Source organism: Dryocola sp. LX212, from assembly GCA_041504365.1.
Classification (GTDB): Bacteria; Pseudomonadota; Gammaproteobacteria; order Enterobacterales; family Enterobacteriaceae; genus Dryocola.
On record CP167917.1, the window covers coordinates 2711733 to 2727526 of the forward strand.

General features: G+C 53.4%; 17 protein-coding genes. 1 reads left to right on the forward strand and 16 read right to left on the reverse strand.

Annotated elements, in window-relative coordinates:
• Window positions 1-21 precede the first annotated feature (21 nt).
• The 12 genes from ACA108_12975 to ACA108_13030 form a co-directional block, all read right to left on the reverse strand.
• On the reverse strand, window positions 22-1761 hold the full coding sequence (locus ACA108_12975) for a phage tail tape measure protein (protein ID XEX94314.1): 1740 nt from the start codon (window positions 1759-1761) through the stop codon (window positions 22-24).
• Window positions 1762-1896: 135 nt separating this feature from the next.
• The gene (locus tag ACA108_12980) at window positions 1897-2202 is read right to left on the reverse strand and encodes a phage tail assembly protein (GenBank protein XEX94315.1); all 306 of its coding nucleotides are present in this window, start codon (window positions 2200-2202) and stop codon (window positions 1897-1899) included.
• Complete coding sequence (locus tag ACA108_12985; GenBank protein ID XEX94316.1) at window positions 2199-2555, reverse strand: phage tail tube protein; 357 nt, start codon at window positions 2553-2555, stop codon at window positions 2199-2201. The genes ACA108_12980 and ACA108_12985 overlap by 4 nt, the downstream gene beginning before the upstream one ends.
• Window positions 2555-4048 carry a phage tail sheath subtilisin-like domain-containing protein gene (locus ACA108_12990; GenBank protein XEX94317.1) on the reverse strand — a complete coding sequence of 498 codons (1494 nt, stop codon included), beginning with the start codon at window positions 4046-4048 and terminating at the stop codon, window positions 2555-2557. Before ACA108_12990 ends, ACA108_12985 begins: the two co-directional genes overlap by 1 nt.
• 12 nt (window positions 4049-4060) lie before the next feature.
• Entirely contained in the window at window positions 4061-4636 is a 576-nt protein-coding gene (locus ACA108_12995; protein ID XEX94318.1) for a hypothetical protein, read from the reverse strand.
• Window positions 4633-5208 (reverse strand): hypothetical protein, encoded by a 576-nt coding sequence (locus tag ACA108_13000; protein XEX94319.1) that lies wholly within the window; start codon window positions 5206-5208, stop codon window positions 4633-4635. Before ACA108_13000 ends, ACA108_12995 begins: the two co-directional genes overlap by 4 nt.
• Window positions 5195-5617 (reverse strand): phage head closure protein, encoded by a 423-nt coding sequence (locus ACA108_13005; protein XEX94320.1) that lies wholly within the window; start codon window positions 5615-5617, stop codon window positions 5195-5197. Before ACA108_13005 ends, ACA108_13000 begins: the two co-directional genes overlap by 14 nt.
• A 15-nt stretch (window positions 5618-5632) precedes the next feature.
• On the reverse strand, window positions 5633-5959 hold the full coding sequence (locus ACA108_13010) for a head-tail connector protein (protein XEX94321.1): 327 nt from the start codon (window positions 5957-5959) through the stop codon (window positions 5633-5635).
• A complete protein-coding gene (locus ACA108_13015) occupies window positions 5956-6990 on the reverse strand; it encodes a phage gp6-like head-tail connector protein (GenBank protein ID XEX94322.1) in 1035 nt (344 codons plus the stop codon). The genes ACA108_13010 and ACA108_13015 overlap by 4 nt, the downstream gene beginning before the upstream one ends.
• On the reverse strand, window positions 6990-8339 hold the full coding sequence (locus ACA108_13020) for a phage portal protein (GenBank protein ID XEX94323.1): 1350 nt from the start codon (window positions 8337-8339) through the stop codon (window positions 6990-6992). The genes ACA108_13015 and ACA108_13020 overlap by 1 nt, the downstream gene beginning before the upstream one ends.
• A gap of 207 nt (window positions 8340-8546) precedes the next feature.
• Window positions 8547-10490 (reverse strand): phage major capsid protein, encoded by a 1944-nt coding sequence (locus ACA108_13025; GenBank protein XEX94324.1) that lies wholly within the window; start codon window positions 10488-10490, stop codon window positions 8547-8549.
• Window positions 10491-10547: 57 nt separating this feature from the next.
• Window positions 10548-12206, reverse strand: coding sequence for a terminase large subunit (locus ACA108_13030; GenBank protein XEX94325.1), 1659 nt, complete (start codon window positions 12204-12206; stop codon window positions 10548-10550).
• A gap of 56 nt (window positions 12207-12262) precedes the next feature.
• Here ACA108_13030 and ACA108_13035 point away from each other — a divergent pair, with 56 nt between their 5' ends.
• Window positions 12263-12604: a hypothetical protein gene (locus ACA108_13035; GenBank protein ID XEX94326.1), complete on the forward strand. Its 342-nt coding sequence runs from the start codon at window positions 12263-12265 to the stop codon at window positions 12602-12604.
• Between the two features lie 122 nt (window positions 12605-12726).
• Here ACA108_13035 and ACA108_13040 read toward each other — a convergent pair whose 3' ends face one another.
• The 4 genes from ACA108_13040 to ACA108_13055 all read right to left on the reverse strand — a co-directional run bounded on the left by ACA108_13040 (window position 12727) and on the right by ACA108_13055 (window position 15748).
• Complete coding sequence (locus ACA108_13040; GenBank protein XEX94327.1) at window positions 12727-13185, reverse strand: terminase small subunit; 459 nt, start codon at window positions 13183-13185, stop codon at window positions 12727-12729.
• 188 nt (window positions 13186-13373) lie between these two features.
• Complete coding sequence (locus ACA108_13045) at window positions 13374-13694, reverse strand: HNH endonuclease (GenBank protein ID XEX94328.1); 321 nt, start codon at window positions 13692-13694, stop codon at window positions 13374-13376.
• A gap of 12 nt (window positions 13695-13706) precedes the next feature.
• Window positions 13707-14291, reverse strand: a complete 585-nt coding sequence (locus tag ACA108_13050; protein ID XEX94329.1) for a hypothetical protein — start codon at window positions 14289-14291, stop codon at window positions 13707-13709.
• On the reverse strand, window positions 14288-15748 hold the full coding sequence (locus ACA108_13055) for a glycosyltransferase family 2 protein (GenBank protein XEX94330.1): 1461 nt from the start codon (window positions 15746-15748) through the stop codon (window positions 14288-14290). Before ACA108_13055 ends, ACA108_13050 begins: the two co-directional genes overlap by 4 nt.
• Window positions 15749-15794 lie beyond the last annotated feature (46 nt).

Below are 15794 nucleotides of genomic sequence, written 5' to 3' on the forward strand. Positions count from 1 at the left end.
TCAATAATTTTTGGATACCTATTATCGCATAAGAGAACTTGCAGAAAATTGACTATAAGGGCTATATCCGACATCAGGCGTAATCCTTACATTGGGTGCGTTTGTTTTTCCTTCTGAGACTCTTGTTCCTGGTGGAGTGTTTTCAAACCTCACAACCATTTCTCCCTGTATAAGAGACTGACTCCCTGTGAGTATCTCCTGCCCTGTCGGAGCGCTGTAGTTATAGCCAGGGCCGCTAGTGCTTCGAGGGAATGGCGATGGCGCCTGCTTACCCGTGATAACAAGGAAATCACGAAGGAAATCATTAGTGGCCTGATGTTTTGCCATATCTCCTTGTACATCAAGATATCCAAAGCCTGTATTTCCTGGTCTCTTATTGAAATTGAAAGCCTCAGCAACCGTTTGCTGTTTATCGGTAAGCGGCTTTGGCGCCATAGGCTTACCATGCTCCCATGCATCTTTTATGGTGCTCCAGTTCTCAGCAATGAATACTCCAGCCCCAACCAAAGATGCGAGCAATAAACCAACGGGACCCACTGCCGCTACCAGAAGGCCAACGGTAGCCATTCCTCCGATAGCCAGTAAGCCAGCGCCAGCGGCTGCGGCAATTTTTACTATCTCGGGATTGGCTTTTACAAAATTAGAAACCTCTTTAAGCAGGGGCATTGCCTGCTCCAGCCCATCGCTGATGGCGGGCAACAATGCATCACCTGTCTCGATTTTTATTTGCTGTAGCTGGTTTTGAAGTAATTGTACTTTATTCGCAGTTGTATCCGCGCGGCTTGCATATTCTTTCTGCATAGAACCAGCATACCGAGCGGCATCACCAACTTTATCAAAATTTTCTTTCAGCAAGTCTAAATTTGATAGCAAAGGTGTAATAGCCTGGATCGACTCCTGACCGAATAGTGTATTAAGTACCTTGACCTGTTTATCAGGTGAAACCTTGCTTATAGAATCAAAGACTTTTAACAGAGCCTTCTTGCCATCTTTTTGCAAATCCTTTGCAAGTTTTGATGGGTTAATATGCAGTAACTTAAGTTCATGCATTTGTGATTTAGACATCGCACCACTTAACGTGGTGAAAACTTTTTTAATGGCTGTCGCAGCTACCTCTGACTCTGTACCAGATGCTTCAATTGTTGATGCAAGAGCAGCAACCTGAGCGGTCGTAAATCCCACTGTCTTACCCAGCACGCCTATACGAGTAACTGTATCGGTTATTTTTGCCGCCGTCGTGGGGCCAGTATTTCCCAGATAGTTTATCTGATCGGCCAGCGCCTCCACCTGCTCCTGCGTCATTCCGAGCGAAACGCGCCACTGTGCCATTTGCTGACCAGCGCTCTCTGCTGACTCATCAAAGGCCACGCCCATCTTAACGGCATCAGTCGCAAACTGATGCAGATCTTTAGCGGCCAGACCCGCCTGACCACCCGCCTCGAAGATTTTCGCAATCTCGGTTGCAGCCATTGGCAGCTGAGTGGACATGTTCAGGATATCATCGCTCATCTGCTGGAACTGCTCCGGCCGGTCAAAATTAACGACCTTCCTCACGTCCGCCATTGAGCTTTCAAAATCCATGGCAGATTTCACGGTATCCGCAAACGCCAGCAACCAGGCAGTGCCAAATGCCCCGGCTACCAGGGCTTTTTCTTTAAAACCTTTCGTAGATTTTTTAACATTTCTGGAAATGCCGTCCAGAACCGGCGATAGCCGGTCAACACCGGTGATGATTGCTTTTAGTTGAAAACTATCTGCCACGATTTTGTGCCTCCGCGATACGAACGGCGTTCCGTTCCATTTCAAACAACTCCCCCAGAGGCTTTACCTTGAGGACTGACGGATCTACCCGCCAGAAATACGCCAGGTCATAAACCCGGCGCTCCAGCTGCTCGATTATTCCGTCGCTTCCGGATTGGTCTGCTCCGGCGTCGGAGGGATCATGAAAAAACGCCAGATAGCCCAGCACAAATTATTAATATCGAAGGGGGTGAGGTGGTTTAATGATGAAGGCGGTATTCCGGCAAGCTCGGGGATGTACTTAACAGCAACCTGGGCATTGACGGTGAAGTTCCCCCCCCCGTCCATTGAGGCTGGCAGTCCGAAGCGCTGAATTTGCTCAAGTGTGGGATCCTTTAGCTCCACCTCGGAAACTGAAGAACCATGTACCTGCACAGGCTTAGAAAGCGGAATAATAATCATTGGTAAAATCCTGATACACCATGGAATTCGAGGTCGGCGGTGCCTTCCTCAGCGTTAAAACTGGATTCTCCGCTCAGCCAGGCTTCACGCAGAACGTAAACCAGGCCGTTAGCCAGCTCAGCTGTGGCGGTCATATTCATGCTCTGGGTGATCTTGCTAATCGGGAAGGATGCAGGCACCTTGAAGGTGCCCTTGATATACGGCGCGCGAAAGGTTTCTTTATAATCAACGGAGCCATCCAGCCCCACCACATCATCCCTGACGACCGTATTAAGCGGCACCTCAATACCACCCGTCAGAGAAAGCTGCTCGCTGTCCAGCTTGAAATAGGTTGTTCCAGCAATACGTGCCATTACGCAGCCTCCTGATACTGTAAACGGAACTGGTTAACCAGTGCGAACACGCGCAGCTGGTTAATGTAATCAGCCGGGAAGAGCACATTCACACGGTTGCTGTCATTCTTATCCCGCTCAACAACAAGGTATTGTTTGAACAGGTCAAAATTCTCGACGATCCCCGCCTCTTCCATAATCTGATACTGCGCACACATTTCGGCTTTGATCACTGCAGGCGTCACGATGGCCTGTCCGGGACCAAATCTCGTCCCGTCATTCGCCAGCTTTACGCGGGGGTACTTGCTCGTCACGCAGGTTTCGAGCGTTCGCAGTACATAGGCACTGGTGTGCAGGGTTTCACTGTCCAGGTAGCTGTTATCGGCATTACCAAAACTGTCCATCTGATAGGTGGTGATTGCACGCTGGATGTACAGCCCGCCGCTCTGCGCATAACAGGTCGCAATACCGGAACCGAGCAGCACGTTTTGCTGGGTTTTGTTGAAACGTTTTCCAGCTGGCGCAGGTAGCGCCCCGTTGAGTTCGCCGGTTTGAGTAGGCCGGGCCGGATCGGCACGAATGAAGACCGCATTTCTGGCTGCAGTCATGGCGGCAAGCTCATCGGTGCAGGTCTGGGTATCGATTTCGAATCCGGATAGCGTGACATGCTGATCGTTGCGCATCGCGCCAAACGCCTGAAGATTTTCCAGCGTGTCAGCCATGGCGCTGTAAACGTGACCGTAGGTCTGCCGCCCGGGAGCCCAGCGACCGGAGGTATCGTTCATGGCGAGCTTGATGGCATCCAGACTGGCGCTGTCGCTGTACGGGAAAGCAATGAAATCCGCCTCCTCATCCCCCAGAATTGACACGGCCTCGGTTAAGTCGGGTGCCCCTTCTCCGCCAGCCATCGGCGTCAGTGTAACCATCACGCCGTCTGGAAGATGTTCGCCTCCAGCAGAGCCGTAGTAATTGACAGACAGAGGAATACCATTCCCACACAGGCCGACATTCTTCGCTGTGAGCGTGACGGTCGTATCATCAACCAGCGCATCGACAGGCAAGTCAGCCTTTGTATTGATGTTATCCGCAAGGTTGGCTGCGACGGTGGCGAGATCATCGCCTGCCGATATTACGGTCTGAATACGGGTCTTTCCTATATAGAGGGAAATAACACCAGCGTTAATCACCTGCCCGGTCAGCATGATCTCGCCGCTGGCATAGGTGCCTTCAGGCTCCGGTACCGATATAGCCCATAGCGGCCCCGTACTGTCGATGGCCCTGTATGCAGCCACCATGCGTGCTATCTGACTACCGGCACCGTAGCGCTGCCTGATTTCGCTGACGCTGGATACCAGCACGAGTTCAGCGACAGGCAGTGAACTGTCGGCGACAGGATGACCGAAGATGATGGAAGGCTGGCTGCCGCTAGCCGTATTGGCCTGACTGTTGTCCATTTCAGCCCAGAAAAGTGGCACTGCCACGTCTTCCGGAATGGAATTAAAACTAATGGTCATCGGAGTTCTCCGTTATGAGGTGGGGTCATGAGGTAAATGAATGTCGACCTGAAAATCAGTATTGCCGTCCGGCCCGTTACCGGGATCGATAAGGTCAATATCGATATGAACGGTTTCAAGCCAGGGAAGGTTATCTATCTCACCGTCCTGCCAGGTGTCCTCGGCATCGAGTTCAAACGTTGCCTGGAAATCATACTTGTACCAGAGGATGGCCCGGTCCATGTCCAGCAGAAGGCCACCTCGGTATTCGATACCGCGGGTATATTTTCTCTCTGGCTGCCAGCCCAGCAGCGCCCGAAACAACTTTGTCCGGACAATATCGGTTGCATCATCAATTGCGTTCAGCCCCTTTTCATCTCTGCGATTATCCAGCGCGACAACAACGCTGAATCCGTCGGTGCAGTTCTGCCAGTAGTCCGTCTGACTTTTCTGAACGCCCGTTTCATCATGTAGTGGAATGATGTATGCCGACGGTAAAGCCATTTTTCCGGCTTCCTTTGCAACCATGAATTTTGCAGAGCCATCAACGCGCCCGCCGAAATCAGGAACGCGCTCCCGCACAGCAGCAATAATTTGCGTCAGCTTCATAATTTCACTGGCTCCGGTTTAACGGCGCGCTTCAGTGCAGCGAAAAGCGTTTTTTCAGTCCATGCTCGCTTATCGTTCAGGGATTCAGTCATGAAGTTAGCGCGGGGAACAATTCGCCACCCGCTGCCACCCGATGCACCAGCTTTTTTCACCCTGACCTGCTTGCCTCCCCGGCCAGCCTTAGTCTGCGCCTGAGCGCCACGCCGGACACCAAACTGAAGGTAAGCGGGATAAAATCCACTGCTGTGGGGACCTGAGCGTGTTTCGATAGCCGTCATTTCACGGCCTTTCTTCTGATTGGGGGATATTTTGACCATGAAGCCCGGTCGCCTGCTCGTTGCGCGCGGTACAAACCAGCCAATAGATCGCGCCATGCGGCCAGAGTAATAGCCAGGGTCTTCGCCCGGCCGGGAGCCATGCCGCTGGGAAACACGATCCCGGGCCGCCTCCTGAATGGCGCGACCAATTTTGGCGAAAGCCCGGCGTACAACAGGTCGCTTGAAATTAATCGTCTGTGCGCCAGGAAAATCGACGTGAATATAGTCGCCAGACCCGCTCTTATTCACAGCCATAACCAAAACCTCCGCCAAATGAGGGATCAGGCACTGCATCCTGAATGCCATCGAGACCCAGTTCTTTCACCTCGATATAGGAGAAACGACGCTCATCGTTCATATCCAGCGCCCGCATCACCCGGTAGACCCGACCATCCAGAACCGCCTCCATATCGGTGTTGACCGGGCGCAGACGGATAGTGATAGCATGCGTCACCACTTCCCCGGTCTGTACCGAGTTACGGTACGCAATACCGGAAATCGGTCGCACTTTTGCCCAGACGGTGAAGTGTTCATCATAAATGGGGTCGGTTCCGCCATGAGTTCCAGGAACATCCTGCCTCGTCCGGAACGTAACGCGTCGGTTCAGTTCTCCGGGGGTGGGAACGCGGTACCGGGTAACTATTTCTCTCTGTGGAATATCCATTATCTCTCCTGGCCGTCAGGTGACCGTCGGGCGACGTAAATCATAAATCAGCATCGTGACCGAAAATGGCAGATAGCCCTGCTGCAGCTTCTCTTCATCTTCCCCGCCGCGATTACGATCGAGCCAGCCTATAAGCACCAGAAGCGCAGTCTGCAAACGGCTGAGCGCCTCCCCCTCAATGAGCGTGTTGTTTTCTGCCACTACCCTGCTGCGGCTTCCCTGGATCCAGCTGAGCAATGCCGCACTACCCGCCTGAATAAGTAATGTGTAGGCAGCATCATCCGCATCACCATCGACACGCAGATGCTCTTTCACCTGCTCAAGCGTGACCAACTCGATCATGATTGCCCCCTTGCATCCCGTCCGCGCTTCACAGCGAGTGTCCAGCCGCTGCTGCCGGGCTCCCCGGGCTTATCCGTCGCGGGGCTGTTACAGTGCCAAACCGATCCTGCCCATGTGACCGTATCGCCAGGCTGATAGGTTTCCCCGCTTTTGAATACCCCTCGATAGATTTGCACCGGTACGGCAAAGGTTTTGGTCTGAGTGGCTCCGCTGCTGCGTACCACCGCTACGGAAAGAGTGCGCTGGTCTTCTGCAAGCTGGATACTGATATCACCCACGCCATCAACGAGACATTCCCAGCCCCGCATCCCATGTGTCTTTTCATAGGCACGCCACAATCCGCCGTTGTGCGTGGCATAGGTCCCGCGGGGGCAGGATTTTTCTGGATCAATAGCTGGTAGAATTTCCAGCTGCAGCGCATCACGGCCACTTTCACCTGGTTTACCGGGCTCTGGTGCGGGCAAGGAGGAAAGGGTCGCTTTTACAAGTGATTCAACATCCGGAACGGCAGCGGTGACCATTTGTTGCAGAAGTGGCCGCACGTCATCGACCGTCACGCTTTTGCCATCCTTTGGTACCGGCAGCGCAGCGACAGCATCAGAAACGGCCTGCTCAACGGCACGCTGCAGCACATCAGGATCGTAGTCCTTACCGTTCTGTGGCGCTGGGAGTGAGGCAACGGCCGTATCAACCATTTTCTGCAGTAGTGGGCGTATGTCTTCAGCGCTGGCGCTTTTACCGTCCTTTGGTATCGGTATTGATTTCAGCTCATTGCGGATTAGATCGGGTATATCCGGCAACGCCGGTGCCGGGGGAATATCAATCCGCTTCTGAACGGCACCAATAAGCGTTTCAGCCTCCGGTATCAGTTGTTTCAGCGCATCAATCTCGCGGGCATGCTGTTCTGCCTGCTGCGCCAGCTGTTTTTGATGCAGGCTCAGCTGGTTATCAAAATCAGCGCGAAGGGATTTCAGTGTCTGACCAAACTCCTCGCTGACAGCTCTGATTATCTCCAGTTCACGATCATTCATCAGACTATGCTTCCTTTGACCATGGCCCTGATGGCCTCATATTCAGCCGGTGAGAGTCGTTTATTACCCGACAAATCCGGCGGTGGCGTGACCTCCGGAACAGCTGGCTTCCCGAACGGATCTGCCGTCGCGTCCCGTCGGGCCAGCGCCTCAAGGCTGTAGTTCTGCTGCTGCATATACGGGAAGTCGCCCCCCGGAACAGGTGGCAGGTTTTCTTTCAGCCGTGCCTCATTAGGGGCAAGGATGCCGCAACCGACGGCAGTGCTGTAAGTGGTGTAACGCCGTTCGGTATCCATACGAAGCAGAGCATCGGTTTCAAATTCCACGCTCTCATGGATACCCAGGTCAAAGGCGTCGTTCAGCGATAGCTCAATAGCCTCGATCAGGGTTTGCAGGCACTGCGAGTAATACTGCTGCTCGAGCGCTTCGATATTGTCGTACTTAGGAGCCGCATCAATACCCACCTTGTATGTCGGCACATGAAACACGGCACAGACAATTTCACCGGCCAGTTTCAGCTGCTCAATGGTCTGCGCATCCGCTGCCGTCATGCTGTTCGGCTTGTAGTCCGCCCCGTCAGACAGTACGGCCGTTTTACCTGCGTTGGCGCCGGTGTACCCCGCATCCCAGTTAGCCTTGATTTCCCGCGCCTTCTCTTCACTGACGCTGCCCGGCAATGAAATGATACCGCTGGGCTTGCCGCCGTTCTGGAAGAAAACCGTAGAGTTTTCAAGAATGCTGTTGCCCTGCGTGGCAGGCAAACCGCAGGCAAAGATAGGTGACAGGCCAACAAGAGGGTGGAAAAGGCAGTTAAACCTGTCGTGGATAACTTCGCGGGCCGGAACAATAACCTCATCAGTGAGGCCGGAAAGATTGTCGGGGCTGACGCGATAAAATACCTGGCCATCTGGTGAAACCAGCGGCGTAACGCGAAGTGGATCGAGAATGCGCAGCTCCACCACTCGCCCGCCCGTATTACGAATTTTGATCACATAGGTATTACCCGCAGCGAGCTTCGAATTAACCCAGCATTCAAAGAACTGCATCCTGTTCTGAAAGCTGTTTGGCTTGCGCAGCAGTCGGGGCAGTTCGCCCTCCGCTTCTGGCTGCCATATGCCGGATTTAGTCCGCTTCATCAGGCTGGCCGGCATCTTCGAAATATCTCCGGAGATAAGCGACATGCATGAGAAGACCGCGTTGTAGGCCAGCACCGTTTCCTGACGGATTTCCAGGTTACGCTGCCAGGCCCCCGGAAATGCTTCGCCGATTATCGGGAACCATCCCCCTCTGCTGCCGTGCCCTGACGGCGACTGGAGCGATTTTTCTTTTCTCCGGAACGGGTTCCACATTGCAAAGACCCCTGCTGTTGTGTCGAAACTGACGCTGCCGCGCCTTTTTCCCTGTGCATCATGTACTCAGCGACGCCGGACAGTACGAGCACGTCCGCCGTTCCGCCCGGTACGAACCGAACCTCGCCCGCGTAAGCGTCATGGGTGTGTTTCAGATAGCGAATTTTCTTCATAGATAAAGCGGGAATGGCTTCCCGCCTCCGGTTATCAGCTGGATGGTGTGCCGCTGTAGTTGACGCCACTGACCACTGCCACCGCCTCGTTGCGACGGCGCTGCCAGTTAATCCAGCGCTCCGCACGAATGGCCACGCTGTTGGTCTGCCACATGGACACCAGCTGAGCGCCACTGCCTGCCGTGGCATCCTGAGTTGGCGCAGAGGCCATTTCCAGTGAGGCTTCGCGGCTGGCGTCAATCATCACCTGACCATCGTCAGCCAGATAAACATCACCGGCGTTAACCAGCACCAGCTGATCGCCAACATACTGAGAAACGATGACCGGCAGACCAAAGAAGGTACCGCCAAGCAGCGTCAGCTCCGGATAAACCTTCTGGCCGAGCGGGTTGCGCATCATGGACAGCGACAGCGAGGTGGTGCTGGACATCAGCCAGACGCCTTTGGCCGGTGACAGGTTGGCGGCAATGAACTGAGCGAATGCCGCTTCAACGTCCCGCTCAGGATCGCCGGTTGACGGGATAGCCACCACGCCATTAGTGATCGATGCCGGAGACACCCCGGCTTCTGCTGCCTTGTCCGGATCGACAAAATCCGTATCCATGCGCTCAATCACCGCCTCAGCGAGCGAATTTCGCACCAGCGTGTCGGCCGATGGGGTAGAAAAGCGAATCAGCTCATCGGTCAGTACGGAAATCGCTGCAATTTTGGCGTACCCAAAAGTGATGGAGCCAAAGTCAAATTGCGTCAATGGCTTGGCCTTCCCCTCACCCACCCAGCTGGCAGCACCGCCGGAGGTCTGTGCCGGAATACGCACATTGAATGGCACATTTTTCAGGGCAGGAATACCGTCCTTACCGAAGCGGCCGATAATAGTCTGGGGGCGCAGGTAGTCGATAAAATCAGCGGTGAACTCCTGGTATTCGACCAGATTACCCGCCCATTCAAGATTGGTTGTGGTACCCGCTGTTACTGCCGCTTTCAGGACATGATGCAGTTTCGGATCGTCCGGGTATTTGGCTTTGGCAATCTCCAGTGCCTGCATATGGTTGCCCTTCGCCGCTGCCAGAGACTTGGCAAAACGCGCAAAGGCAATGCCCTTCTCCAGCTTCTGCTCCACGCGAATGATTCCCGGGGAGCGCGCGTTATCGACAACGCTTACTGTGCCACCGGCAGCCTTGGCGGTAACAGGGACCGCGGCACCCGCCGCAAGCGCTTCCATATCGCGGAGGCGCTTAAGGTGCGAATCAACCGCTTTGATTTCAGAAGATAAACCTTCGTACTCTTCGTCTTCTTCTGCATCGAGCGTGCGACCACCGTCAGCGGCTTTTGTCATGATGGCTTCGAGGGAGGCGGACAGCGTGGCGCGCTTTGTTTCGAACCCTTTAATTTGTTCAGCGATATTCATTGTATTTCCTTTTTTAACATTCGATTTCGGAGCTGTAACGCCAGCTGACTTCTGTTTTTCAACTTCTTCACGCTGTTTGCCTGACGCGGCCAGCGTGCGATGGTCGAGAGATTTCACGGTCTGAATGGTGCAATCGGCGTTCGCCGGAACGGTGACCGCGGACAGTTCATACCACTCCCATTCGATAAAGCGGATCCCGCCATCGTCCATATACGCCCATTCTGTCGGGCGAAAACCGATGGAGAGGCCGCGTACCAGCCCGGTTTTAATTGAGGACCACGCCTCATCAAGCCGGTCAATTAAATCCTGTGGCATATCAGGGGTCGGCTTGACCAGCTGCGCACGGACCTCGATGCCATCTTTGGTCACCTTTGCATCGGTCACACTCCCGACCGGGCTCATATGCCTGTGTTGCCAGAGGAAACTCATAGGCAGCGTAAATTTCACACCGCTTAACTCCATGATGTCGCCATGGCGGTCTGACTCCGGGGTACTTGCGATCCCTGTAATTTCCCTCAACTCTTCGTTAACGGATTTCACCTGCACGAGACTGTATGCACGGTTCTTCATTGCTGTCCTCCGGACATAAAAAAACCCGCCGAAGCGGGTCTGATAGATGGTGTGGGGTTACATAAAGAATATTTTGTAGTCCTTCTTCACGGCGGCCGGATTTAACGCCATCAGCGAAACTGCATTGAATAAGGCCATCAACGGGTCAATCTTGCCTGCACCGCTGGACTGTTTGGTGATCAGAATGGCATTGCCGCGTGGTTCAACGCGGGCATTGCCCACGCACCAGTCCATCAGCGCCTGATCGGCATGCTTCAGCACGCCTTCCGCCAGCTTTCGCTCTGTGGTTTTGATAGCGCCTCCCAGCCGCCATCCCTGACTGATACCGACGATGACCTCTTCCGGAATGCCGACACTCATCAGCGCATCGAGAATGGAGCCGATACCTGACGGATCCACACCAATTTTGTCCAGCAGCTCCGCTTTGTGGATCTGGCTGACGAATTCAGCCATCTCCATAACATCATCCCCGGCCTGCTGAACAATAGTCAGCTCGCCTGCCCGCTCAAAATCATGCAGTCTGGCCGCCTCGCTTTTACGCCTCTCAAGTGCAATAACATGCGCCCAGGCATGGCTCCAGCTCAGCCACTCTTTAGTCACACGGTCCCGGCCAACGACCGTCATACCGAGAAGATCATCAAGCCCACCGCCGTCCACTCCCACGTCGATGACTTCACTGCGCTCAATAATTCGGGTCAGTGAAAGCTTAGCTTTCTGCGGAGTCCAGAAATCAACGCCAGCCCAGCGGTCACTGCGAAGGCTGAGCCCGATTTCAATATTGAGGTGCTTTGCCAGAAACTGCTGCAGCGTGCCGTCTGTTTTCGACTGGTTTTTAAGAAGGTTGTCGGCTATCCAGTCCTCACTGACGGAGCGGCCAATATTGGGGTTGGTAATGTAGAAATTTTCAGGCTGGAGGTACGCTTTATCCTTCACCATATCGTCAGGAAATTCGTACAGAACCCCTAACGTTTTCGGATCGTGGATTTTGCCGTCGCGCACGTCTCGCCAGTACTGGAGTCGCTCCTTAAACACGCCCGCAGGCGGGCCGTCACTTTGCGTGGTCAGATAGATAACCCACCCTTCATTGCGGGATACCTGGCCGCCCAGCGCCTCCATGAACATCGCTTCGGCGTTTTTCTGCTTACCAAAAAGCCAAAGTTCGTCGACCAGCACCCGACCAGCCTTCTTCCCGGATACCGTATCCGTTTCTGCGGCCACGACCTTAAGCGTATTGCGTGTTTCCCTGTGCGTAATTGTGCGAATGTGGTCCTGAATATTAAAAATATCAGACAGCTCGTCATCTGCACGGATCATTCCGGCGGCAGGTTTGAAGCTGTTATCAGCAACTTCTTTGGTGGGAGCCAGAATCAAATGCTCTTCATCTTCACGCCAGCATAAAATCAATGCAGTCAGCATGATCCCGGCAGCTATGGTTGATTTGGTATTCTTTTTGGCGATAAGCAGCCCATATTCACGGATAAGCTGGTTTCCGGTATCCGCATCGTATGCACCAAAAATTGCAGCCACGTAATCGAATACCCAGGGATCGGAGCACTCGCCAAAAGTGGGTTTTCCGGGCAGATCTGACACCCGTAATTCACGAAATATAGATAATGCCTGTTCAGCCTGTTCTGGGTAGATTGGGGGCGGAATAACAGGCATATGGTGTCTAAGCCTGTGCTCCCAATCAGGACAGGCTGTTGTCCACTGAACCATATCCTCTCCGTTACCTGTCGTGCCGTTCGTGGGCAGCAATCAGAAAACTGGCATGATTGCTCAACTTCAATCGTATGGGGTTTGTTAGCATTCCAGCTCACTACAATAAAATTGGAGCAAATACTTTGACTAAAGAACAGCTTGAAATGATCGTAGCTCTGCTTGCAGGGCATTCTGCTGCAATCGTGCATCTGTCATTAAAGGTGGCCGAAATCGGAGAACTTGATAAAAAGAAATTTGCGGACTCTTATCGAAAAACAGCCAGTCTACTGGATGATGCCATTCGCAATCGTGATGTAATTGCGATGACGTTAAACCAAATTGCAAATGGCATGGACTCAGCGCAGCCCGAAACACCCGAAGATATCGCCGCGAGCATCAGGAAGCTGTTGCATTGATTCGACGGAGAAATTCGTTTGCAACCTGTTTACACCATTTATCGTTAAGTTTCGTACCGGCCATCACATTGGCAGATGTGGTGGCTTTTTTAGTTTCTGCTTTTTTTTTCATTTCTGATTCACTATCCCTTATTGTTCACAACCAGTTTTGGCGGTGCCATAGAACCAAATTTTTTCATTGCGCTTTTTGCCGCAGCGTTGCGCGCTTCTTTCTTTCCGGGCACTCCTTTCTTTTGGCTGACGTATGGTGCCAGCTTCGCAGCAGCTTCGAGAGCAAGTTTCGGATCAGAAGTAATATTGTCCTGCATGATACGGGCCATAACCTTCAGGGGATCGGGTAGCTCATCACTGCCCCCCTCGCTTGCAGGCAAATTTCGCTCAGCCCCCTGGTTAACCGAAGAGTTAACTTTTTTATCTGTGGCGATCCGTGACAGGTACGCAACAACATCCGGATCTTTTGCTAATTGACTGCCCTTAACTTTCGCCGTCTTCTCGCTGTAACCCGCATGAATGGCGGCTTCACGCTGTTTCATTCCCTCTTTCAGGGCATCAGCATATTTCTTTTTTTGCCCTGTCAGCATTGTTAACTCCCGCTTAAACAGGTTAACCAGAAGGTTAACCACTTTCGAAAAACATGATTTTTTCTGCGCGTGAGGGGGTGCGCCGTGTAGCGGCAAAAGGGCTCCCGCGCGCGCCCCTCCCCCCCTGCCAAGATGCAAATGATAATATTTCTCATTTATTTGAGGGCATGGATAGGAATGGTTATCATTCACAGTGAGCTATTAACAGGAGCACCAGTGAAATTCTCTCGTTTCGTCTTGTCTTCGTGACAGGGGATACAGAGAGTCCACAGGTTCTCAGGTTCGTTGTTGCCTCCAAACTGAAGGGCTACCTTGTGGTCAAGCTCACTCTCACACAAATCTACAACACGCCCACAGAGCTGGCACATCCCACCGTCGCGAACATAAACCTTGCGCTTCATCGTGACGCGTGTTGCGCCACTGAGCCTTAGCGTTTCGCTCACCAGTGGCTTTATCCTGCGTGTATCGATAGCCTGAATCCTTGAGCCCAGCATGGGAAGCTTTGCCATTGCATTTCTCTTTTAATTTATGCATCCCGGATGCAGTCGCCATGCTCTACGCCGTTCTCGCCTTATCGCTCGCGGGCGCTCAAGTGATTCTCCGTCAAGATGATCGACCAACGACAGGCACGGGTACACAACCTTGCCACCCCACGCATCGCCAACGGCATAGTCTGCGGGCTTATGCTTTTCCCAGCCCGAAAGTACCCTCGATAGTCCAGACGGTGGCACGCTGTAACAGACGCCATGAATCAGACGAGGCAGCATAATATGGTCTGCACCAGTTCTGTCAGCTGCAATCAGGTGCGTGGCAATGTGCAGCTGATACTGAGGCGGGCGCCCGGTTCCAAGATAGAAAGACAGAAGGTGGTCTGGAAAACGCTCAAGCCATGCCTGCGCCAGTTCTCTAAACCCCGCAACAGGCTGAGCATCATCTTCAACAACGATCACCCGATCAACCTGCCTGGCAGCCCATTCAATAGCCTGGTTGTGCCCAGCGTTCGCACCATGCTCGCCTTCATCCATCAGTAGATGCGCGTCGAGTAAGCGTGCCAGACCTTCTGCTTGCTGCCGTCTGGCGTGATGCCCGACGATGACGACTCTCATTTGTGCCTCCAGAGGGCCAGCTCTTTGCCCGTTCCGTTGGACTTAAAAATGGTGTGCACAAGCGGTCCGGTAACAATGCGATCGCCAAACGACTTAGCCACAATCCCGAAGGCCATCATATCCCCAACAGCACTGGCGGCCTGCTCAAGCCTCCAGAAGCGGTAGCTCTCGATGCGGTAAAACAGGCGCACTATGCCATGCGCGAATGCCAACACATCGTCTCGGTTACCACCCAGCAGGCCCGCATTCAGCATGACGTCGTTCGCGTGCCCGCGGATAAATTCCTGGTAGAGCTTTTCGGGGTGGTTTTTTGCGGCCCAGCTATCAGCATATAGCGTAGGCTCTGAGCCGGTGTACACCTTACCGGCCTGCATCACCTGCCATGGTTCCCGCAGCATTTCCACATCAGTGCCGTCAGTGCACCAGACATGCGTGTATTCCGGGTGTTCGCGCAGATAGTGATAGATATGCAGCCAGCGGCGAAAATAGACGTTCATCGCCACATCAGGAACATTAACCAGTTGCGCGCCCGGTGGAGCTGTTGCCAGTTCATCCGCCAGAACGACCGCGTCAGCACCGCGAATAGATTTTGCCCACGCCTGCAACTGCATTGGGTCTGGTTTCATGCGCTGTCCGCGCTGCGGATCTTTCTGGCTGGTCAGCAACGTTGTCAGCACAAGGTTTCTGCGCGGGCGAAAATCAGCATAACCGGTGTATCCGGTATCACGCCGGTGATTAAAAATACCGGCGTTGCGCTTCACCTGCTGTTCACGATCAAGGCGGGGAACAGAGCGCTCGACATCTTCATGTTCGTCCAGCGAATGAATTAGCCGGTTAGAACCAATCACATCAGCAAACGCCCACGTCGTCAGTCCTGCATTGTGAATGCGCAGCGCCAAATCGCCGTGCTCGTACATGCCGCGCCCATACACCGGGTCGAAGCCGCCGACTCTCTCAATCGCGCTGCGGTGGTAATACAACATGACACCACGCTGCCCGGTGTAAGCGATATGCTGCTCATCCCGGTGCAGTACGGTCATGTCTTTAAGCTTTTTCGGGCCAGAAAGGTCGAGAAACTGATAAGCAAGATGCGGCTCAGGCGACTCAGCGTAAGGCATGTGCCAGCCATCGGCAACAGGCCAAGCATCGTCGTCCCACAAGAACAGATGCTCACAACCTGCATCCATCAGTGCCAGCAAGCTGGCGTTTTTGGCGGCCACAATACCCAGCGACTGATCATGACGAACCAACTGCACACCATCAGGCACCACAGCAGCAGGCTTTGAACCATCATCGATAACAACCACCAGCGCACCGGCGGGCAAGTGTTTCAGATGCTGATCGAGCGTACTTTTTAATACTTTCGCCCTGTTATGGGTTGATATAGCTATGCCGATTCTTCTTCCTGCTGTAACGCACACAGGCGCAAACGGGACACCGTCGATAGTGACCTGCATATAATCTCCAAATATGTAACCCCTAAATAAACACTGTCGAGCGCCA